Here is a 21,460-nt window from a genome sequence, read left to right on the forward strand (position 1 = left end):
CATTACTTCGGTACTGGAAGATAGAGGGCCCGTTCGTCTATCGGTTAGGACCTCAGATTTTCATTCTGGTAAGAGGGGTTCGATTCCCCTACGGGCTACAAAAGGACTTTTTCGGAAGTCCTTTTTTCGTTTTTATACCTACATTCAGACAATCTTTACCTTGCAGTATTTTATTTATTTGATCACCAGATCTCATGAATTACCACGCTACCCTATTATTTTGGGAATTCTTTATTGAATTATACCCAACAATATCAACAAAAGATACTCTTCAATTTCTGCATCTGCCTCTTATACAATCCAAACAATCAATAGTCTTTATCATCCGACAACAGAGTTATATTAAATTTCATTAAAAATATCACCAATAATGGAAATATTATTTTTTACTTGATCTATTAATCCTTAAATTTGGCTAAAACTATTCACAATAAAATAAATAACATGAAAATTAATTTACTTTTGGGAAAACAATTCTCTTTTAAAGCCGGATTAATGGCTTTATTTCTATTTTCAGCCACCACATTATCTTTTGCACAAAACAGAATTTATGCACACGCCCAAAGCTCAGGTGTATTTGGAGTCGCATGCCTGGGATGCCGTATAGATAATCCTTTGAATGCAGTTGGGTATAACGAGGATGACTATTCAACAATGGTATTGGGAACAGTCTTATTAGGAGGAATTCAACAAACTCTGATTTTTCCTGACCTAAGATCAGACACAAGGCTGGTTGTAGGAATCGGGACAGACAACATTCCATTATCTGTACAGCTATTAAGCGGGGTAACTCTTGAAACTATGAATGGAGGTACTTCTAATGAAGACCGCAGAACAATAGATGTAAGTCTTCTTAAGCTGGGGGCAACACCCAACAGAGGAACAGTAGAATTCAAGCCGACAAAACCTTATGACGGAATAAGAATAGGCTTAACGGGAGGTGTATTAAGTCTTGGCGGCGGATTCAGAATTTATTATGCTTATCAGGATCCATTGATCAGCATTATGGCTCACAGCCAAAACGGGCAGGTTACTCTTGGAGGAAATATTCCGGTAGAAGGCTCAGAAGTCACGCTGTTCAATACTTCCGGAAAAGAAGTATATCGCTCTACACTAAAATCAAACACTTTTGAGCCAAGACAGTCTGAAGGTGTTTATATTATGAATGTACAAACTAAAGAAGGAAAAATATATTCCAGAAAAATTTTAATTAAATAATTCAATAAACAATACAATAAGTGCGGCAGACTTTTAAGCTGTCGTATTTTTTGTATTCATTTTCAATGAAATATAAAAACCAATTCATTAAGTAAAAATAAATTCATAATTGCAAATATCAATAAATCATTAACAAATCACATAAATATGAAATAAAATAATCAACATAATCATTTTATTTATAAATTTACAAAAAAGCTAAAACCCAAAATTTTTCTACATATGAAAACTTATTTATTACTTGGCCAACGCACAATGAAAGCTGCAGTTTTGGCATCGTTCCTATTTTTAACAAGCACAATATCTTTTGCACAGATTGTGAAAACCTATGCAAGCAGCCAAACCAATCAGGTATTGGGAGTATGTTTAGGCTGCGGAGTATTGAACCCTCAAAATGCGGTAGGAAGTAACGAAACCGACTACTCTACAATCCAGGTTTCAGTAGGCCTTTTGGCAAGAACAGAACAGACATTGATCTTCCCAACGACCAATATCGCAAACAACACCAATAAACTGGTAATTGGAATTGGTTCAAATGGTACTCCACTATCTGCTCAGGTATTGGGAGGTGTAACGATTGAAACATTTAACGGAAATGTTTCCAACAACGATTACCAAAATCTTACCAATAAGCTGCTCAACATTGGAGCTGGAGATCCAAGCTTAGGTGAGATTGAGCTTACCATGAATATTCCTTTTGACCGTGTCAAAATCAATGTGAATTCAGGATTATTGAATATTGGTGGAGAACTTAGAGTATATTATGCTTATCAGTACAAAGATCCGCACATCAATTTCATGGCTCACAGTGAGAATGGACAGTTTACCCTTGACAAAAATATTTCTGCACAAGGTTCGGAGGTTAGTCTAACCAATACTTCAGGAAAAGAGGTATTCCGTTCTAAACTGACATCGAATACATTTGAAACAAAACAGCCACAAGGAGTATATATTATGACCCTTCAAACGAAAGAAGGAAAAACATACTCTAAAAAGGTAATTATCAAATAACAAAGATCCGTAACAGATCAAACCCGGCAAGCTTTTCAAGCTTGCCGGGTTTTTTATACGAATAATTTATACTATTCTTCATGATCAATAGGGTTTCATCATCTCATTAAAAAAACCCTGACCAGTTTCGGTCAGGGTTATATTAACAAGATTTACTATCTGGAATAGTATTAGTTTTTGATCAGTTTTTGCTGATATACTGCTTTATCTGTTACAGCTTTTAAAATATAAATCCCTTTTGGAAGCACACTTACATTCATCTGGCCGTTGTTCAATTGTGCATTGACAACTCTCCCTGAAGCATCATAAACAGTAACACTCTGGATTTTCTCCTGAGTTTTAATGGTAAGAATATCAGTTACCGGATTCGGATAAATGCTGAATTCAAGTTTCTTAACTTCAGCAGTTGCTAAAGTTGAAGCAGTACTGTTTACAGTAAGTGTTTTTTCTACCAATTTACCATTTGAATTAAAGCTGATCATGATATCAGAAGTTCCTGAAACAAGCGGTGTCAACACCAGCTCATCACTATCATTAATCACTGCTGAAACTACTGTAGGGTTACTGTTTGACTTTATAGATTTCACCACAGATACTGCCATATTATCAGCATCGGAAACTATTGTTTTCAAATCAATCGTAGTGATATTTCCTGCTGTAACCTGTGAAGGTAAAACGCTGCTCACAACCGGAGCCGAATTATTGGTAAATACAGTCAATGCAGGGAACCAATAGTAATCATTCAAAGTTTTTGTACTGGTAAGAGTTCCGCTCATATTATAAGTATGGATCCAGTTCTTCTGGTAGTGTGCACCGTATCCGCTTTCTGTAGTGTTCAGAACAAGTTCACCGGTAACAGGATTTACACGAAGTGCCGCACCATAAGGAATTTGCTTAAATTGTCCTGTCTGCCCCGGAATTGCTGCAAAGTTTTCGTTAAATGTTTTCGTTGTAACATCAAATCTTACAATCTGTGTTCCTGAGCTCCAGCTGCTGATTGAATTGATCCAGTATAAAGCATTCTCTTTATTACTTGCTGAAAATTTACCGGCATTCCATGCTCCCCAGTCTCCAATGTACTTCGTTGTTGGAATGTTGTAAACCTGTGTGGCAAAAGTAGTAGGATTGATGCTGATCAGCTTCTGATCCTGAATTCCCCATACACTTCCGTCTTTAGCCTGAGCAACAGAATAGAAACCACCGGCAATAGTACTCACTACCGTATCTGTATTAGGATTAATTACTAAAATTCCTACCCCTTGCTTCACGGCAAATACATATTGTGATGTACGGATCATGTTTCCAATCTGACCGCTACCCCCAGTTCCGGTAATTAAAGAACCTACCTGTAAATTATCAATATTGAAAGTAACAATTCCTGTAGAAGTACCAATATATCCTTTATGTTCATTGACTCCTACGAATGATCTTCCATCACCACCTCCGATATTATTAAATCCTGCAATTTTCTGCATGGTCTGCGCATTGGCTACAACCAGTCTACCTCCGGGAGTATACTGAGTATCTCCTCCGTCGGCAGCCTGCTTGGATACAAAATAGAATTTATCTCCATAGATTGTTCCGTATTGGGTCGTCGCACCAAAAGCCTGGTTATTATTTGCGTTACTGTATACACGGTAATTGATCTGTCCATTGTTGTCAATAAAGTTTACAGAGCCATTGGTATGCCCAAACCATTCTTCGTTCACCATGAAATATCCATTGGTAAAATTATTGGAAGCAACATATGGGGAAACAGGGGTAAGCGTAGATGAAATTGGAGTAGTATTAAAGCCTGGATTAAAGTTCCAGACATCCCATGAACCGTTTTCCAATGCACGTGAAGAAGCTCCAACACTGGAATATCCAAAATCTGCATCTGCAGGGTTCTTTACCCAATAAGCCCAATATCCGTTAACCGTCCAGCCAGACTGCCAGTGATCATTAGCAGCATCTACGATGGTATAGCTGTCAAAATCATAAGCTGTAGTATTCACAAAACCATTTACCGGATATAAAGGATAAGTGGTATTTCCACTTTTGATCAATGCATTGGTACCCTGACCATTGATATCAAAACCTATTCCACCAACCGCTGATCCAAATTGTGTTCCTTGATACAGCAATGTGTATAATCTGTGGTCTGCTTTAGCAATAGCTTTAAGCATATCTTCTCCTGTAGCATTCCCATCCCACTTGAATCCCCAAACCATAGCATCAGGGTTTTTACTGTCATTCCATTGTACTACAAAAGCAGCCTGATTGGCTCCCGATCCCACCCAATACTGAATATCAGAAAAACTGATCGTTGTCGTATTAAGATTGCTGATCCCTGAAATATCATTTCTGGGTACACCCTGAACTTTTATCTGTGCATTTGATAAGCATGCAAACAGAAAAAGCATCATAAAAAGATAAAACTTTTTCATTTTTTATTAATTTAAATAGATTGAATTGTTATTTGAAATGTAAATCGTAGGCTCCTGCAACTTCTGTAGAAACCTCTCCTAGCCAGCCAGCTTCCTGATTGACTCCTGTATATATTTTCATAAAATCAACACCGGGAAGTTTTACGTATTTCCCACTTCTGTCTACCGCCCAGGAAATATCAATATTTGAGGCATCATCATTATTCGGGGCATTATCAGCATATCCGAAATCATATGATTTTCCTACCCAATAAGATCCGTCACCGTTCTGATCATGGAAATTGTTCGCCAGGCGTGTTCCAGAAAAACCGTAAGAACTATCTGTAAACCACAAAGGATAGTAGCTCTGTGCATGAAAAGTATTTTTTGTTTTAAAGCCCTGGTTTCCAAGGTTGTCATTCCACTTGATATATTCTACATCGGTTTGCCAGAATTCAGTTCCTGCCACAGGTGTTTTATTTTCATCAGGCTTATGATAAGTGATGCTGTAATCTTTTACGGTTGTATTTTTGAAATATTCGCTGCCTGCAATTTCATACCATTCATCATTATCAGGTTTTCCGTTTTTGTTTCTGTCATAGGCTACCATAATAATTCCCGGTTCACAGGATCCTGAACGTTGATCCGCGGCATCATTTCCAAAGAAAGCATTTCCCAGTACTTTAAAATCACGTCCATTCAGGTTCGGAATAGTATGGTCAAAACCGAAAACAACATATCCTCCATATCCTCCCAGGCTGATCATGGTAGAATTACCTCCCACCAAAGATTCGTTTGCTTTCTGAAGCATATTTGCAGCTGTATTTCCAGGTAAATATTCCGGAATTTCATTCATGAACTGTCCTACAGCGGGGCGGAATTCTAATACTTTCGCAATATATTTACTATAAGGTGTTTTTTCTTTGGTAACGATTATTTTAGAATGATAAACCTGTTCGTTTCCTTTATGGTTAATCTTCAGAGTTAAAGGATAAGCATCTGCATCGGGACTGATAAATTCAAGCTCTGAGTTTTGAGAGATAATAGAGTCATTGATACTCCACGTAACTGAACCTGAAGCATTGGTAGGAATACTCAAAACCTTTAACCGTTCAATGGTATAGGAATCGTCAAGACCGTTGAATGTAAATTCATCTTCATCATCATGTTTACAGGCTATCACTCCTATCAGGAGACATGATAAAAACCCGGTTTTTAAATAAGTAAAGGTATTTTTGTTCATTTCTTAAAGTTTGGTTATTTGTATAAAAAGGTGAAGTGAGCCGGGATATTTCCGCCCTCTGTTTTCCATTTAAAGTGTCCGTTTTTATCAAAGCAGTACACAAATCCCATGGATACGTAATTTCTGGCATCTGTCATGTAGATATCTTCTGTAATTGGGTTTACAGCAATTCCGTAAGGTGTTTTAATGGCTGTTTCGTATTCTTTGTCGAAAATCCTGTTCGCAATGATTTGTTCTGTTTTCACATCAATAATTCCAAAACTCTTTTTATAGCTGTGGGTATTGTAATTGAATTCATTGCCGTAGAAATAAAGTTTATCATTAACGATTGTCATTTCACTTACAGCAAGGTGGAAATCTTTTTTAACCATTCCCGTTGCTGCATCTATAAGATATAAACTGGAAGGAACATTATAGTAATCTCCTCTTGAACTCACATACAGATCACCATAATTGTCTTTTTTAATGTGGTGAAGATTGATCGCAACATTTAATTTTTTAAGTTCTGTGAAAGTGTTCAGATCAATTACGGAAACAGTATTATCGTAATCGGGAGCTTTATATCCTCCGGAATTGGCCACAAATAATGTATTCCCTACAATTTCCATTTCTTCAGGCTGATATCCCACTACCACTTCACGCTGAATGGAAAGAGAAGCTGTGTCAATTTCCACTACTTTTCCTTTTGGTGCTTTTGGGTTTATTGCTACAGGACCGGCATAACTGCTGGCATAAGCTTTCCCGTCTTTGAAGGCCAAATATCTGCAGTTTTGCAAAGGAATAGAAGTAATACGCTTTGCTGTTTTTGCGTCCAATACTTCAATTTTATTGGAAACATTGACAACGATGTACAGCTTGCTGCCGTAGACTTTAATATCATTTCCTACATCTCCCAGCTCTTTCACCACATTCGGGTTAATCTCAGCATAGATATTCCGGTAGTAGGTTCCTTTGGTATAATCAAAAAAGTCCAGCGTACATTTGTTGCTTCCCATATTTCCTTCATTCAGCATATAGAAACCTTTTATTGCCGTATTTTCTGATGGAAGTCCTTCTACCACTTCCTGGCGGACAATGATATCATCTGTACGGCATGAAGTAAGAAAAGCTAATACAAGAAATAAAAAATAAAAGTTTAGTTTTCTCATAGGGTGAAGTTTAGAATAAGTTTAAAGTTTCTTCCGGGCATCGGATAATTGATTACTACGTCATAGTATTGATTGAAGATATTATTCATCTCCAGGCTTACTTTAAATTGATGATTGGCCCAGTTGAATTTTTTCTGAACAGACAGATCATGAGTATACCAGGGCTGTACATAATTGTATTGAATGTTGTCCTGATTCACATCATACCTTTCTCCAACGTACATCGCGCTGTAATTGAAGCTCCAGTCTTTATAATCTGCCATCAGACTGAAAGACCCGCTATGCCAGGGCGTATAGGGAATCTGATTACGATAAAAAGTATCCTCCGGGTCAGTCATATCTCTTGCACTTTGATAGGTATAAGAAAGCAGCGGTCTGAGGATTACTTTTCCCAGCTGAAATTCTGTCTGTACATTCACGTCAGCACCTATGATTTCAACCATTCCAAGGTTCATCATCAGCCAGCGGAACATGCTTCCGTTTGGAGCTGCTACAATTTTATCCTGTACTTTGTTGTAGTAACCGTCTACTTTAGCATAAAAGGTCTTAAAGAGACGGTTGTTATAATTCTTCTGATAGGTAAATCCTACATCATACTGATTAGTAAACTCCGGTTTCAGGTAAGTATTGCCGATATTGGTATAATATAAATCATTGAAGGTTGGAAGTCGGAAAATCCTTTTATAGAAAGCTCTGAGGGTAAGCTCAGGAATTTTTTCAGGCTGATAGCTCATAAATACGGCAGGCGTCCACTCTCTGCTGTCTCCGGGTCTTTTGTTTTTTCTTACTTCTTCAAAAGTAAAAGTTCCTAAAAGGCTTCCCAGGATTTTGAACCTGTTCCATTGATATGTTGTTGCCAATGCTACCAATGTGGTGTAACGTGTAGGATAAGAAAAGTTATCCAGATTGGCATCCAGATTATTATACTGAAAATCTCCACTCAGGCTGACATCCCAATTGGGAGTAATAGAATAGATATTGGATGAGGAAAGATAAAGCTCTCGTTGGATATAAGTATTATCGGTATGAATAATGGATTGCGAACGAACTGTGTCCATAAAATGGGTATAATCGTAAGCGAATTTTGCTTTCAATTGGGTTTCAAACTTGGGAAACAGTTTTTTTCTCAGATTGGCCTGTACAAAATAATTTTCATCAGAAAGTCTCGCTCCTCTTCCTCCGAAACGTCCATTCACAATAGGTGCCGGCATTCCACGGTCTGAAATATAACCATAACCACGGATATTCCAGCTTCCGTTATTTAAAATTCCGTTGAAAGACGTTTCAAAACGCTTTGCTTTGATATCTGAATCCTGTCTCTTAGCAATGGTATCATAAGCCTGCTGGCCGTCAGGATATTTCTTGGCATATCGAAATCTGTAAATTCCGTCACTCTGCATAAATTCTCCACTGAAGCTGGCGGAAATTCTGTCTGAAATTTTCTGTTCCAATCGGAATGACGGATTAAAAAGATCAATGGAGGCACTTTTTGCTCTTATAACGAGATTGGTTTTTCTTGTTCCTTTAAATACAGGTGTTTTTGGCTGTAAATAGATAGATCCCGAAGACCCGAAGTCTTTTGCCGGTTGAAAAATCTCACTTTTCTGTCCGTTGTATAATGATATTTCTTCCAGATCGTCCAAAGAATATCTTCCCAGGTCAACAAGTCCGTTTTGGGCATTTCCCAGTTGAATTCCATCATAGAAAACCCCTACATGCTGGCTTCCCATGCTACGGATATTAATGGTTTTCAAACCACCCAATCCTCCATAGTCTTTGATCTGCACTCCGGAAAAATACCGCAGGGCATCTGCTACGGAATGACTGTTCAGCCTTTCCAGCTGCTCGCCCTGCAGGGTTTGCGCCGGAAGAATTTCTTTGAAATTTTTCTTGTAAAGGCTGATCACCTTGATGGATTCTTCCCGAACACTGTCTTTTTTCTTGATTTGAGAGGACAAAAGTTGAGATGTTATCACCAGTATTGTGAAAACAGCTTTATGAATTGCAGAAGTAGTTAGTTTTGCTGCCATTAGCTCATTTAGGATAATGATGACGCTAATGGATGTAAGAATACAACGACAAAGCACAGCTGTCACTGCACAGAATCATTGATGTCCTAAGCTTTATTCCACGAAAGCGTCAAACGATTATTTTCTGGCAGGTCTTCTGACTTACTCCATTTTTGAAATCCTTCCCATTAAAAAAACAGTGGATATATTCTTCAAAAACTTTGGTGCGGAGCTTACAGCAGCGGGTCTGTTCCGGATTTTCACCGGATTCCCTTTTAAGAGCTTTTTATGGCTCACCAAATTTCGGCAAAGATAAAGAATTATTCCTAACCCCCAATTAAAATCATGATTCATAAACAATTAAAGCTCCCGAAGGAGCTTTAACATCATTTCATAGAGGGCACCATCTTAAATTCCAATATTCAGGAAAACACTGAATCTTGATTTTGCTTCAATATCTCCTCCTGCCAGATGAGTATACATGGGAAGCATAAGTTCACTTCCCAGACTCAACTTTTTATAAGAGGCCTCAAATCCCAGTTTTCCGTACAAAGCACTTCCTGCAGTATTGGGCAAGGCTTCATCGAATTGTTTATTCTGGGCATAGACCTCTCCCTGAACTCCCGTTTTTATAGAAAAAATAGATTTTTTATTTCCTGCAACCTGATAAAATCCCGTCGCTGCATAGTTCCATTGGTTCCCAAAACGGTAATTTTTCTTATTCTCAGTTTTGATCGTGTAATCTGTATTAACCAATACAGCTACTTTATTTTTCTGAAATTTATAATTCAAAGCCGCCTGATAATCCCAGCTTCCGGTTCCCAACTGAAAACTTGGATTAACACCGGACGCTCCTTTTTCATCAAATTTCCCCAAAGGTATTTTTACTCCTAAACCTCCGCTCAGATGGTGGAAATTATCTTTAGAGCTCATCAGCTGGTAAATCCCCATTAGGTTCAGATCTCCGATTCCATTGATTTTGATATCTCCCTGCATTGTTTTCTTTTCATGGAAATGAAAGGGCAGGCTTGCATATACGCTCAGTTTTTTAGTCAGTGGAATTTTCTCCCAAAGCTGCAGCGTATTGAAATACTGATCCTGGGTAAGGTCTTTTACAAATAAATTTTCTTTGGCTTTATAATGCTGAGCAAAGTATTTGATTCCGATAAACTGTGGATTCAATAAAGACTCAAAGCCGGAAGATCCGTTTCCTGCTGCACAGCCGCACGCATCACAATCATCATCAAAATCGAATCTGCTAAAGGTATTCGGATCAATATAAGCACTGTCTCTAATAATCTTTGCCTGATACTGACTAAACAGGATCAAACTTACTATCACTATAATCTTCTTCATGTTTTCTATAAAATTATTCTGCAAATTTTGGATTGGATATAAAACTTTTATCCGATAATGTTTTCAGGAACGCAATGATTGATTGTTTTTCCTGACTATTCATAGCAATTCCCACATGACCATTCTGTTTTAATTGTGGATCAAGGTTGGGATTATCTTCCACCTGATCCGAGTAGAAATTGAGTACCGCCTCTAAGGTGTAAAATCTTCCATCATGCATATAAGGTGCAGTATATTCTACATTTCTTAAACTCGGAACACGGAATTTCATCCAATCTACCTGATTAAGGCTAACTCTGTAACGTCCCGCATCCTTAAATTCTGTATTGTAATACATTCCCGTATTTCTGAAGCTTTCATCAGTAAACAGTTCTCCGCTATGGCAGGAAGCACATTTCTGTCCAAACAAAGCTATTCCCTGAGATTCTGCTGAAGTCAGCTGTTCCTTTCCCTGTTTGAATCTGTCGTATTTTGAATCCGCAGAGATCAGTGAAGCCATAAACTGCGACAATGCTTTCAGAATTCTTTCTCCTGTAATGGTTTCATCTCCATAAGCTTCTCTGAACAGTTTTTTATACTTCTGGTCATCTTTTATCTTTGAAATAGCTTCCGGTATGGAGCTGTCCATTTCATTCACATCTGTAATTGGGCTGATCGGTTGTTCATTCAAATTATGAATCACCCCATCCCACATATACCTTTTCAAAAAAGCCATGTTCTGAATGGGTGGAGCATTCCTGATTCCTATTCTGTCATCCACACCATGACTTACAGTATGACCGTGATGGGTAAAGGCATTTTCCTGGATATGACAGAAGCCGCATGAAATGGTATTGTTCCGGGAAAGCCTTCCTTCATAGAATAATTTTCGTCCCAGTTCTACTCCATTTTTGGTTACCGGATTCATCGTTTTATCAAAAGTCATTTCCGGAAAATAAGAAGGAAACTGCAGATTGTATGCTTCATCTTTTTCCAGTGGCTGCATCACCTCATCAGAACAGGAAACACAGCTTAACATGAATACAAGCAGCACCAATAATGTCTTAATAAAAAAATTAATCATTGTGAACGTGATCTACTTTAAACATTTTTGTAAGGTTATTGGTAACATCTACCAGGTGCTGATTGGAACCCATCAGCATATCATTGCCTGTGGCAAGCGTAAGTGCTTTATCTCCGCTCAGAAACTGGTTCAGATCTGCCAGAATATGAACAGAAGGACGAATTTGCCCTGTCACTCTTGCTGTAGTAGGAAGATTCAATGTGATTTCACGGTATAGATCAGCCTGCTCATTAGCTGTAACATTTCCCATATTTCCGGTATGGTTCATAAATTCTTTTGAAGGAGCATCATTACCATATTTACCTTCAAGTTTTACAAAAACATAACCGGCAGCCCATGACCATGTCATTCCTTTCTGCTTGGCTTTTGTCCAGAATTCAGCTTGTCCGTCCTGCCCAAGTAAATACGCTTTCTGGCTCACTCCCAATCCGAATTTTATTTTTTTATAATTATTTTTCGGGATGCCATCCAGATTAAGGTATATAATTCCGGCTACAGCATCTGCCTGATCTACAATAAAAGCGCCTTTATCTGGATTGTTTTCATTGTATTTAAATTCGTTTCCGTTTTCGTCTATCAGTGTGACATTACTGATTATATATTTCAAAGCGGAAAAATTATGTTTCTGTCCGTTGGAAGAAGTCTGGACAGTTTGGTTCAAAACAATATCTCCTACATTATTAAATCCGTTTTCAAATTTGATCTGAAGTTTTCCAGGTGTTGTATCCTGTGGATCATCATCTCTGCTGCTTTCGCAGGCTACAAAAGAGAATAAAGTAAAGGCAATAAAGAATAGTGATAAAAATTTATAAATTTTCATTGTTGATTTTTTAAGTTGAATGCAATTTGAATGTGTTATTTTGAATGTGAAAACATTCTTTTTTTACCACAAAAGGCATAAAAGTTCTTACACTTAAGTTATATTAAGTGATAAGTTTTATTCGCAATAAGAACACTTAAGCTTTTTAAAAATCTTTGACTTTTAATTGCTATAAGCTTTTGTGGTTAGATAGCTATAATTTAACTTAAAAAAACCGGCGGTTTGAAAATATGGGTAAGAAACAGAAAAGAATAATCTGTTTTGTAGGTAAAATTGGAATTGAAAAACGATCGTTTTTCAGCAGTTATGATCTCTGCTGTTTCAGGCAGGATATAGATATCAAGGATTTTCTGTCCTGAGTTTTTTATTTTCTGAAAGGGTGAAGATTGTGAATCATTGGTTTTGGCCAGTTCTTTACTCAGGTAACATTTTCCATTACAGTGAATCTCCGGTCTGCTTTTATTAATACAGAGGACTTTAATGATATAATCATAATTTACAGCATACTCTACCATAGGTACTAAAGGTCTTAGCACCATATAAAAAGTAAAAAGTATGCTGTAAAATAATTTCATCAGACTATTTCTTGCTTAAAGCTTCGTCATATCTTCTGCTGATCTCTTTCCAGTTGGTAACGTTCCAGATCGCGGTAAGATAATCTGCTCTTTTATTCTGATATTTTAAATAATAAGCATGCTCCCAGACATCAATCCCGAAAATAGGAGTTCCTTTCTCTTCTACAACATCCATCAATGGGTTGTCCTGGTTAGGAGTAGAGGAAACAAACAATTTTCCATCTTTTCCTACAGAAAGCCAGGCCCATCCTGATCCGAAACGGTCTGCTCCGGCTTTGCTCATTTTCTCTTTAAAAGCATCCATGCTCCCGAAAGTTTCAGTAATCGCTTTTGCTAATTTTGCAGAAGGCTGCGTGTTTTTCTGAGGCGTAAGAACAGTCCAGAACAGTTCATGGTTGTAATGTCCTCCTGCGTTATTTCTTACTGCAGCTGGCAGCTTTGAAACATTGGATAGAATCTGGAACAAAGTTTCTTTTTCCTGCGGAGTTCCTGTAATAGCCTTATTCAGGTTGGCCACATACGCAGCAGCATGTTTTGAATAATGAATTTCCATCGTTTGGGCATCAATATTTCCTTCCAAAGCATTATAAGCATATGGCAAAGGCGTCTGCTTAAACTGAGCCATAGTAAACTGGGCCGCGAAAACTGCACTTAAAGCAGCTATTTTCAAAATCTTCATAATGTTTTTGTTTATGGTTGAACAATGTTTTTTTGTTAAGCAGGAAGATGGGAGATCGAAGCTGGAAGTAATTAATGTCATAACATAAAATTCTTCAGTATTTATCTGCTTTTACAGCGATCTCAAAAACCACCAGAGCTTTATCATCCGGAATAACTTCCAGCCTCTAGCTTCCCTCTCCCAGCTTCCTTATTTCAATAATTTCTTAATATCCTCAATCAGGATTTCTCTGTCAGGGTGATATTTACCAGTCAGCATTGGCGTTTTGCCTTCCGGATCTTCGTAATTCAATCCTGAATAATATAAGATTGGCATATTTTCTTTGTTGTATCTGCACCGGATATTTCCGTCCTGATCTACCAGAGCAATCATTCCGCTGTGGTTCAGGCTTTCCCCTTCATCTTCTTTATCGCCAACGTAGATATTAAATTTATCAGCAAGATCACCAATGTAGGTACGGTCTCCGGTCAGGAAATGCCAGTTCGGAGATTTTGCGCCTATCCTTTGAGCATGTTCTTTCAATGCTGTAGGGGTATCATTTTCCGGATCAATACTGATGGAGATAATACCAAAGTCCGGATCATTGATCTGATTCTGAATCGCCTTCATATTGGTATTCATCACTGGGCATATGGTAGGGCATTTGCTGAAGAAAAATTCTACGAGATATACCTTTCCCAACATATCTTTATTGGTAATTTTTTTGCTGTTCTGATCTGTCAGTTCAAAATCAGGAACCTTCATCACAGTATAAAGGTTCTTTTTAAAATACCCCATTCCTACCCCTATTCCCAAGAAAAGCAATGCAAATAAAGCAATGGGTATGATCACTTTACTCTTATTATTGGGCTTTTTATTTTTGGGCATATTTCTCAGGACTTTTTTTGAATTCATGTTTGCAGGATACACTGCAAAAACCATACGTTTTATTTTTATATACAGCGGTATCTTTAATCGATCCTGCAGTTTTCATGTGACAAATCGGATCTTCTTCATTCACTACCTGTACATTTTCTATCTTCTTTCCGGAAGAATCCATGTGGCTTGCATGCTTTACCTTAGGTGTTTCCTTGGCACACGACAGTAATGATATTGACAGCATAGCGGCCAAAATAATTGGAGATTTCATTTTAATATTAAATTGAAATTAATAATGTTAAATATAATTATGACACAATACATAAGTCTGAAAAACATAGAATTCCTCAAAAGAATCAGTGTATCTCTAACTGCGTACAATTGTTCATTTTAATTGTAGAATATGTCCTTAATGACTTATTGACGAAAGTTTCAGAAACCTTCATTCAACTAAAAACATAGTTTTTAATAAAAATTAAGCCAACGGAGGATGGAATATTCTGGAAAAGTATTCTGAAGAATGCGAATTAAAATAACTTGAATCAGGAATTTCAGAAAGTGATTCCGAATTCAAATGAGAAGAGAAAGAAAGTATATCATGAGAAATAAAAACATCTAATCCTGCAATCTTTATTGTTTGAGAGCTATTGGATTGTTTTTCTGTTTTTGCCAGTTCTTTTTCCACGTAGCATTTTCCCTTACAGGTTGATTGTGGTACATTTCTGTTCTCACAAAGGTTTTTCACAATATAATCATAATTCACGGCATAATTTACCAATGGCAAAACGGGACGTACTGCAACGGTAAAAATGATGAATATGGAAATAAATAACCTCAACGATTTTGTTCTCTGTTACAAATATACTACTTCAAAACTGTTTTATGCATGATTTATGATGAATGTCATTGTGATTATATACTGTTACCTACAAAAATTACAAAACTGTGCCTGTCATCGGAATAATATTATCCCGAACTTTGAGTAAACTTTAGACCTAAATAAAATTTAGTTCTTTATATACAATTTAATCTTGTTGATAAAAGCTTTGCTGATGTTTTTGGCAGAGCTTTTTATTTTTTTTAAATGTCTTGTTTTGTTGGAAATCGCAAAGACGAAAATTTCTTTTTGTTGGTTGATTTATCTCTCTAAATTCAAGAGATTTGTTTTTATAGAGATTCCTGCGGAATGACAAACTGAGTGTATCATTTTTATACTAATTGTAATTATCAGTCATAGTTTAGACAGAAAGTAAAGACAGTCTGTTTATGAATCCGTAGGCGTCTCAATAGCATATGGAATGACTGGCATGATACGTATTCTTTAAAAACAAAAGCCCTGCTGAAATTCAGCAGAGCTTTTATTGAATATAATTGAGTTGTGTTTATTATTTGCTTCTTAAAATTTCATTCTCTGAATTCTTACAGCATTTAAAATAGCCAGCAACGCTACTCCTACATCGGCAAACACCGCTTCCCACATGGTTGCCAGCCCGCCGGCTCCCAGGATAAGAACAACAGCTTTTACAGCAAAAGCAAGAATAATATTCTGCCAAACTATTTTTTTCGTTTGTTTTCCGATGTTGATCGCCATTGGAATTTTGCTTGGTTTATCATCCTGAATCACAACATCAGCTGTTTCAATGGTAGCATCACTTCCCAGGCCTCCCATCGCAATTCCTACATCACTTAAAGCAACTACTGGAGCATCATTCACTCCGTCTCCTACGAAAGCTACGGTCTGGTTTTTAGCCTTGATTTCCTTAACCTTATTTACTTTATCCTCTGGCAACAGATCTCCGAATGCATTATCAATTCCCAGCTGATCCGCAACATATTTCACAACGGTACTTTTATCACCGCTCAGCATCGTAGCCTTTACGTTCATTTTATGCAGGTTGTCTACTGTTTCTTTGGCGTCTGCTTTTATACTGTCTGCAATGGTGATATAACCTGCAAATTTTTTATCATAAGCTACTGCAATCACTGTATATACAATATTGGCATGGTTAAGATCATAAGTGATGTTGAATTTATCCATCATCTTAAAGTTCCCTACCAGAAGCTCTTTTCCGTTAATGGTTGCTTTCAGTCCGTGGCCTGCAATTTCTTCTACATTTTCTAAAGGAATGGCGTGATTGATATCTCCTACATAATTGTGAATGGCTGTTGCCACCGGGTGGGTACTTTTACTTTCAAGAGCATTGACCATCTGAAGGATTTCTTCTTTGCTAAATTCAGGGCTTATGCTTACCTCCTGAACTTTGAATACACCTTCTGTCATAGTTCCTGTTTTGTCCATTACTACATTCTGAATCTCTGCAATGCTGTCCAGGAAATTACTTCCTTTGAATAAAATCCCGTTTCGGCTTGCTGCACCAATTCCCCCGAAATATCCTAACGGAATTGAGATCACAAGGGCACAAGGGCAAGAAATCACAAGGAATATCAATGCTCTGTACAGCCAGTCTCTGAACTGATAGTCGTTCACAAAGAAATATGGCAGCAAACAGATTCCTATGGCAAGAAATACAACAATTGGAGTATATACTTTGGCAAATTTTCTGATGAACAATTCTGTGGGGGCTTTTTGGGCTGTAGCATTCTGAACCAGTTCCAGAATTTTGCTCAGTTTACTGTCTTCATAGGCCGTATTTACTTTTACCAAAGCAATACTGTTCATATTGATCATCCCGGCAAGAACAACCTCACCTTTATTTTTAGTATCAGGTTTACTTTCTCCTGTTAAAGCTGCGGTGTTGAATGAAGCTGAATCTGAAAGCAATTCTCCATCCAGCGCCAGTTTTTCACCGGGTTTCAGCTGAATGATGTCTCCAATTTTAGCTTCTTTAGCCTTCATTGTCTTTGGCTGATTATTTTCCATAACCGTTACCTCATCAGGGCGCTGATCCAATAATGCTTTTATGTTTCCTTTGGCTCTGGTAACCGCCATAGACTGGAATACTTCTCCTACAGCATAAAACAGCATTACTGCTACTCCTTCAGGGTATTCTCCGATAGCAAAAGCACCAATGGTTGCAATACTCATCAAAAAGAATTCTGAGAACACATCTCCCTTGATGATACTTTTATAGGCATCTTTCAATACCGGGAATCCTACAGGAATATACGCTGCCAGAAACCATACTAAACGTGCCCAGCCTGTAAACCATGCGGGTTTTATATAATTGTCAAAGGCAATTCCTAACAATAAAATGATAAAGGATATAATAGCCGGAAGAAACATCTGAAAGATTGTCTGATCTCCGGAGTCATGAGAGTGATCATGCCCGTCATGGTCGTGGCCATCTCCTTCTGCATGATTATGTTTGTGTCCTTTTGTATCTGGTTTTTCCGGGGTTGTACTACAGCATTTTTCCATAACTGAATATTTTTATACAAATGTAAAGATGAGACTGATGCAATGCTATTGCAAACTTTCAAGACAGTTTTCGCAGATTCCTTTGGCAAATAATCTTATTTCATCAATCCTGAAATTGGTCTGAATATTTTCAGGAAAGGAAATATCTTCTTTACAGGTGGTTTGCTTGCATATTTTACAGTAGAAATGGAGATGCCAGTCTTTGTGTGTTTTCTCATCACAATCATCTTCGCACAGTTTGTATTTTGTGGTTGTATTTTCCTGAATGCTGTGAACAATTCCTTTTTCTTCAAAAGTTTTCAATGTTCTGTAGATGGTGATTCTGTCAGCATTGTCGAAATAATTTTCTATTTCAGAAAGCGATAAAGCTGCTTCCTGAGAGCTTAAGAAATCATATACCAAAATCCTCATACTGGTTGGTTTGGTATTTTTATCAATGAGTTTGTGTTCTATATCTTTTTTCATTGTAAGCTTTTAAATTGTTACAGATGGACTTCATTTTCTTCATAACCTTCTTCTTCTATCTGAAAAGTTGTATGACTGATTTTAAAGTTATTCACAGTAGAATCCGTCAATGTTTTTAATAATTGATTCTGAGAATATCCGGACTCTTTTACCACATGAGCACTCATCGCATTGACACTGGAAGTCAGTGACCATACGTGCAGATCATGAACATCTTTCACTCCGGGAGTTTTCTCCAATGATTGACGAAGTGCATGTATATCCACATCTTTAGGTGTTCCTTCGAGTAAAACATTAATGGCTTCTTTCAAAAGTCTCCAAGTTCTTGGGAAGATCAACAGTCCGATTGCAGCTGAAATCAACGGGTCGGCATAGTACCAGCCTGTGGTCAGCATAATCACTCCTGCTATCATTACTCCTACAGAGGTCAGCATATCCGAAAGGACTTCAAAGTAGGCACCTTTCATATTCAGGCTGCCTTCTGAGTCTTTTCTCAGAATCATCATTCCGATAATATTGACAATCAATCCTATTCCGGCTACAATCAGCATTGATTTACTTTGTACTTCCGGCGGATTCTGAAACCGCTGATAGGCTTCAAACAATACATAAATCGAAATTCCCAGTAAAACCACTGCATTAATTACAGCTGCCAGTATTTCTGTTCTGTAATAACCATATGTTCTGGAAGGATCTGCCTTTCTTTCTCCTATTTTGATAGCGATAAATGCCAGCAATAATCCTACCACATCGGTCAGCATATGTGCTGCATCAGCCAATAGCGCAAGACTGTTGGTAACAATACCTCCTATTACCTCAGCAATGAGATAGGTTCCGCTAAGGCAGAGGACAATCAGGAGGCTTTTTTTGTGTCTGCTTCCTGCAGAAACGGTTTGGGTTGGTGTGCTTTCCATATTGTGTGTATGGTTTAATTACATTTCATAATAAGATGTATTTTCTTTTTTAGTGGGAACATTCTGATCACCGATCATCTGTCTGATATTGATCTCTATGGTCTGTGCAAGAGAGGTCATCGGAGTATCTACAGGACCGTTTTCAAACGGATCCTGCATGATGATGGATGTTTTTTCAATCGCAATGAATGTAACCGGAACCAGGAAAGTAATCGCAATTTCTACTACAAGCTGTGAATCATCAAGCCCAAACGGAAGAATAGCCGCAAAAACATAGATCAGAATATGGACTAAAACACTGTAAGAACGTGGGAAAACCGTATTCTTCAGTCTTTCACATTTCCCCATGCTGTCGCAAAGCCTTGTGATGATATCATTCAGCTGCATCTGCTGAAAATCGGTCAGTTCTTTGGAAGCGGCAATTTCTTTCAGCTGTCTGGAGTGTTCATCCAGAATAGCATTGGGAATATTCATTCCTTTAATCTTATGTTTATCCAGATACTGCTGAACTTTTTCAGAAAACGGCAGCTTTCTCAAAGATTCTCCAAGTGCATAGGTCCAGATACTCTGTCTTTCGGCAAACTCTTTTATTGCTTTATCTTCTCCTGCCGGCATAAACTGGATAATCAATCTCACAAAAGTTCTGGAATCATTTACAATAGCGCCCCAAACGGTTCTGGCTTCCCACCATCTTTCGTAGGACTGGGAAGTACGGAATGCCAGCAACAATGATACTGCCGTACCCAACAATGCAGGAATATTCAATGGTAATGAGATCTTACGAAACCATGGCAACATGTCCAAAAGGCCGATAGCTACTGCAAATATTCCGATAAACAGAATTTGGGTTTTTATTTCACGGATGAAATACCAGACTGATATTTTTTTGTTTAGTAACATAATCAAGCCATTTATTAAAAATTCGGTGAGATAATCTTTACTTTTTTCCTGCCGTTTTTATTCAATAAAAACTCCGTAAACAGCTCTAATTTAAGGATAAAAATCGACATTTTACTGGTTCCGGATGCTTTCATTAATGTTCGTGTTCTCCTGAATTCACCAGTTTCGCATTCACGAAAAATGCTCCTTTCACTACGATCTTTGCATTGTCAGGAATATTTCCTACCGGAGTTATCGCAGTATATCCCATATCGGAAGTTCCTTTTACCACTTCTATTTTCTCGAAGTTTAAAGTTTTCGGATGTGGTTTTCCTTTTTCTTCATGTTCTTCTTCCGCTTTTTTATCGGTCTGAATAAACACATAGTATTTTCCATCTGCTTCTACAATAGCTTCTGTAGGAACTGCCGGGGTTGTACTTTTATCAAGGCTTACAATTCCGGTGATATTCATTCCGTCAATCAGTCCGGATTTGTTTCCGATCACTTCGCAGTGCATGGAAATGGTTTTACTTTCGTTTTCAAAAGAAGATCCTATGCTGTAAATTCTTGCATCATATTCGGTTTCCGGATTATTGGTCAGTTTAAAATGAACAATCTGCCCTACTCTCATTTTAGGAAGATCTTTTTCAAATACCTGAAGATCAAGATGAATGGAGCCGTTATCAATTACGGTGGCAACAGGAGAGGAAATATCCACATAGCTTCCGATCTGTGCAGTGATACTGCTGATTGTTCCGCTGATAGGTGCTGTGATCACCAAACCGGATTTCATATTTCCGTTGCTTACCTTTCCCGGGCTTATTCCCATCATCTGAAGCTGTTTCAACAGGGAAGCTCTTTTTGTTCTTAATGTTTTCAGCTCAGCATCCGCGCTCTGAAGGTTTTTCTTAGCACCTGCATCATTATCAAAAAGTTCTCTTTGTCTTCTGTATTCCTGTTCTGCATAGGTTATTCTGCTGTTGGTCGTCAGATAATCTTCCTGAAGCTGGATATATTCCGGATTGGCAATGGTGGCAATAACCTGTCCTTTTTTCACGATACTTCCTACCTGAATATTGATGGTTTTGATGATTCCTCCATATAGGGAAGTGATGGTTGCTTTATTGCTGTTGGGTACGCTCAGCAAACCATTGGCTTTTATCGTGGATGTCAGCTCTTTCATTTCTACAGTTCCCAAAGCAACTCCTACAGACTTCATTTGCTCTTCTGTGAGTGAAGCTATAGTTTGCGGAGCTTCTTCATGCGCCTGCTCTTTCTGTTCTGTTTTTTCAGGAGCTTTTTCTTCCGAAGCTTCTTTTTTCCCACAGCTTGTTAGTAAAATTGAGATCAGGATAAGAGGGATGATATTATATTTGAGTTTCATAAGTAAAAATGTATTTTGTCCGATGCTGTGTGCCATTGCTTTCATTTGTCC

At 37.7% G+C, this 21,460-nt stretch carries 19 protein-coding genes, 1 tRNA gene and 1 riboswitch; of the genes, 3 read left to right on the forward strand and 17 right to left on the reverse strand.

Going from position 1 to position 21,460, the window contains the following annotated elements:
• Positions 1-26: 26 nt before the first annotated feature.
• The 3 genes from SFA27_RS21160 (at position 27) to SFA27_RS21170 (ending at position 2,229) form a co-directional block, all read left to right on the forward strand.
• Positions 27-98 (forward strand) — tRNA-Glu (locus SFA27_RS21160).
• Between the two features lie 346 nt (positions 99-444).
• Complete coding sequence (locus tag SFA27_RS21165) at positions 445-1,218, forward strand: T9SS type A sorting domain-containing protein (protein WP_407294692.1); 774 nt, start codon at positions 445-447, stop codon at positions 1,216-1,218.
• A gap of 222 nt (positions 1,219-1,440) precedes the next feature.
• On the forward strand, positions 1,441-2,229 hold the full coding sequence (locus tag SFA27_RS21170) for a T9SS type A sorting domain-containing protein (protein ID WP_081995464.1): 789 nt from the start codon (positions 1,441-1,443) through the stop codon (positions 2,227-2,229).
• A 170-nt stretch (positions 2,230-2,399) separates the two neighbouring features.
• Here SFA27_RS21170 and SFA27_RS21175 read toward each other — a convergent pair whose 3' ends face one another.
• The 17 genes from SFA27_RS21175 to SFA27_RS21255 form a co-directional block, all read right to left on the reverse strand.
• Positions 2,400-4,658 carry a DUF5074 domain-containing protein gene (locus SFA27_RS21175; protein ID WP_407294694.1) on the reverse strand — a complete coding sequence of 753 codons (2,259 nt, stop codon included), beginning with the start codon at positions 4,656-4,658 and terminating at the stop codon, positions 2,400-2,402.
• Positions 4,659-4,686: 28 nt separating this feature from the next.
• Positions 4,687-5,880 (reverse strand): hypothetical protein, encoded by a 1,194-nt coding sequence (locus tag SFA27_RS21180; RefSeq protein WP_047376534.1) that lies wholly within the window; start codon positions 5,878-5,880, stop codon positions 4,687-4,689.
• Between the two features lie 14 nt (positions 5,881-5,894).
• Positions 5,895-7,028, reverse strand: coding sequence for a YncE family protein (locus tag SFA27_RS21185; RefSeq protein WP_407294697.1), 1,134 nt, complete (start codon positions 7,026-7,028; stop codon positions 5,895-5,897).
• A complete protein-coding gene (locus SFA27_RS21190) occupies positions 7,025-9,058 on the reverse strand; it encodes a TonB-dependent receptor plug domain-containing protein (RefSeq protein ID WP_407294699.1) in 2,034 nt (677 codons plus the stop codon). Before SFA27_RS21190 ends, SFA27_RS21185 begins: the two co-directional genes overlap by 4 nt.
• A gap of 108 nt (positions 9,059-9,166) precedes the next feature.
• Positions 9,167-9,353, reverse strand: a riboswitch (cobalamin riboswitch).
• 92 nt (positions 9,354-9,445) lie between these two features.
• Positions 9,446-10,393 (reverse strand): transporter, encoded by a 948-nt coding sequence (locus SFA27_RS21195; RefSeq protein ID WP_407294701.1) that lies wholly within the window; start codon positions 10,391-10,393, stop codon positions 9,446-9,448.
• 13 nt (positions 10,394-10,406) lie between these two features.
• Positions 10,407-11,456 carry a cytochrome-c peroxidase gene (locus tag SFA27_RS21200; RefSeq protein ID WP_407294703.1) on the reverse strand — a complete coding sequence of 350 codons (1,050 nt, stop codon included), beginning with the start codon at positions 11,454-11,456 and terminating at the stop codon, positions 10,407-10,409.
• The gene (locus SFA27_RS21205; protein WP_407294705.1) at positions 11,449-12,276 is read right to left on the reverse strand and encodes an MbnP family protein; all 828 of its coding nucleotides are present in this window, start codon (positions 12,274-12,276) and stop codon (positions 11,449-11,451) included. The genes SFA27_RS21200 and SFA27_RS21205 overlap by 8 nt, the downstream gene beginning before the upstream one ends.
• Positions 12,277-12,476: 200 nt before the next feature.
• Complete coding sequence (locus tag SFA27_RS21210) at positions 12,477-12,851, reverse strand: hypothetical protein (protein ID WP_407294707.1); 375 nt, start codon at positions 12,849-12,851, stop codon at positions 12,477-12,479.
• A 4-nt stretch (positions 12,852-12,855) separates the two neighbouring features.
• Positions 12,856-13,530 (reverse strand): superoxide dismutase, encoded by a 675-nt coding sequence (locus SFA27_RS21215; protein WP_047376528.1) that lies wholly within the window; start codon positions 13,528-13,530, stop codon positions 12,856-12,858.
• A 189-nt stretch (positions 13,531-13,719) separates the two neighbouring features.
• Complete coding sequence (locus SFA27_RS21220; protein ID WP_047376689.1) at positions 13,720-14,397, reverse strand: SCO family protein; 678 nt, start codon at positions 14,395-14,397, stop codon at positions 13,720-13,722.
• Positions 14,384-14,659, reverse strand: a complete 276-nt coding sequence (locus SFA27_RS21225) for a YHS domain-containing protein (RefSeq protein WP_047376527.1) — start codon at positions 14,657-14,659, stop codon at positions 14,384-14,386. Before SFA27_RS21225 ends, SFA27_RS21220 begins: the two co-directional genes overlap by 14 nt.
• A gap of 204 nt (positions 14,660-14,863) precedes the next feature.
• Positions 14,864-15,226, reverse strand: a complete 363-nt coding sequence (locus SFA27_RS21230; RefSeq protein WP_047376526.1) for a hypothetical protein — start codon at positions 15,224-15,226, stop codon at positions 14,864-14,866.
• 558 nt (positions 15,227-15,784) lie between these two features.
• Positions 15,785-17,767, reverse strand: coding sequence for a heavy metal translocating P-type ATPase (locus tag SFA27_RS21235; protein ID WP_407294710.1), 1,983 nt, complete (start codon positions 17,765-17,767; stop codon positions 15,785-15,787).
• A gap of 45 nt (positions 17,768-17,812) precedes the next feature.
• The gene (locus tag SFA27_RS21240; RefSeq protein ID WP_077413546.1) at positions 17,813-18,232 is read right to left on the reverse strand and encodes a Fur family transcriptional regulator; all 420 of its coding nucleotides are present in this window, start codon (positions 18,230-18,232) and stop codon (positions 17,813-17,815) included.
• A gap of 17 nt (positions 18,233-18,249) precedes the next feature.
• Positions 18,250-19,146: a cation diffusion facilitator family transporter gene (locus SFA27_RS21245; protein WP_407294713.1), complete on the reverse strand. Its 897-nt coding sequence runs from the start codon at positions 19,144-19,146 to the stop codon at positions 18,250-18,252.
• Positions 19,147-19,164: 18 nt separating this feature from the next.
• On the reverse strand, positions 19,165-20,046 hold the full coding sequence (locus SFA27_RS21250; protein ID WP_407294715.1) for a bestrophin family protein: 882 nt from the start codon (positions 20,044-20,046) through the stop codon (positions 19,165-19,167).
• 133 nt (positions 20,047-20,179) lie between these two features.
• Positions 20,180-21,409 (reverse strand): efflux RND transporter periplasmic adaptor subunit, encoded by a 1,230-nt coding sequence (locus SFA27_RS21255; RefSeq protein ID WP_407298186.1) that lies wholly within the window; start codon positions 21,407-21,409, stop codon positions 20,180-20,182.
• Positions 21,410-21,460: the final 51 nt, after the last annotated feature.

This window comes from Chryseobacterium sp. HR92, from assembly GCF_045689405.1.
Taxonomy (GTDB): domain Bacteria; phylum Bacteroidota; class Bacteroidia; order Flavobacteriales; family Weeksellaceae; genus Chryseobacterium; species Chryseobacterium viscerum_A.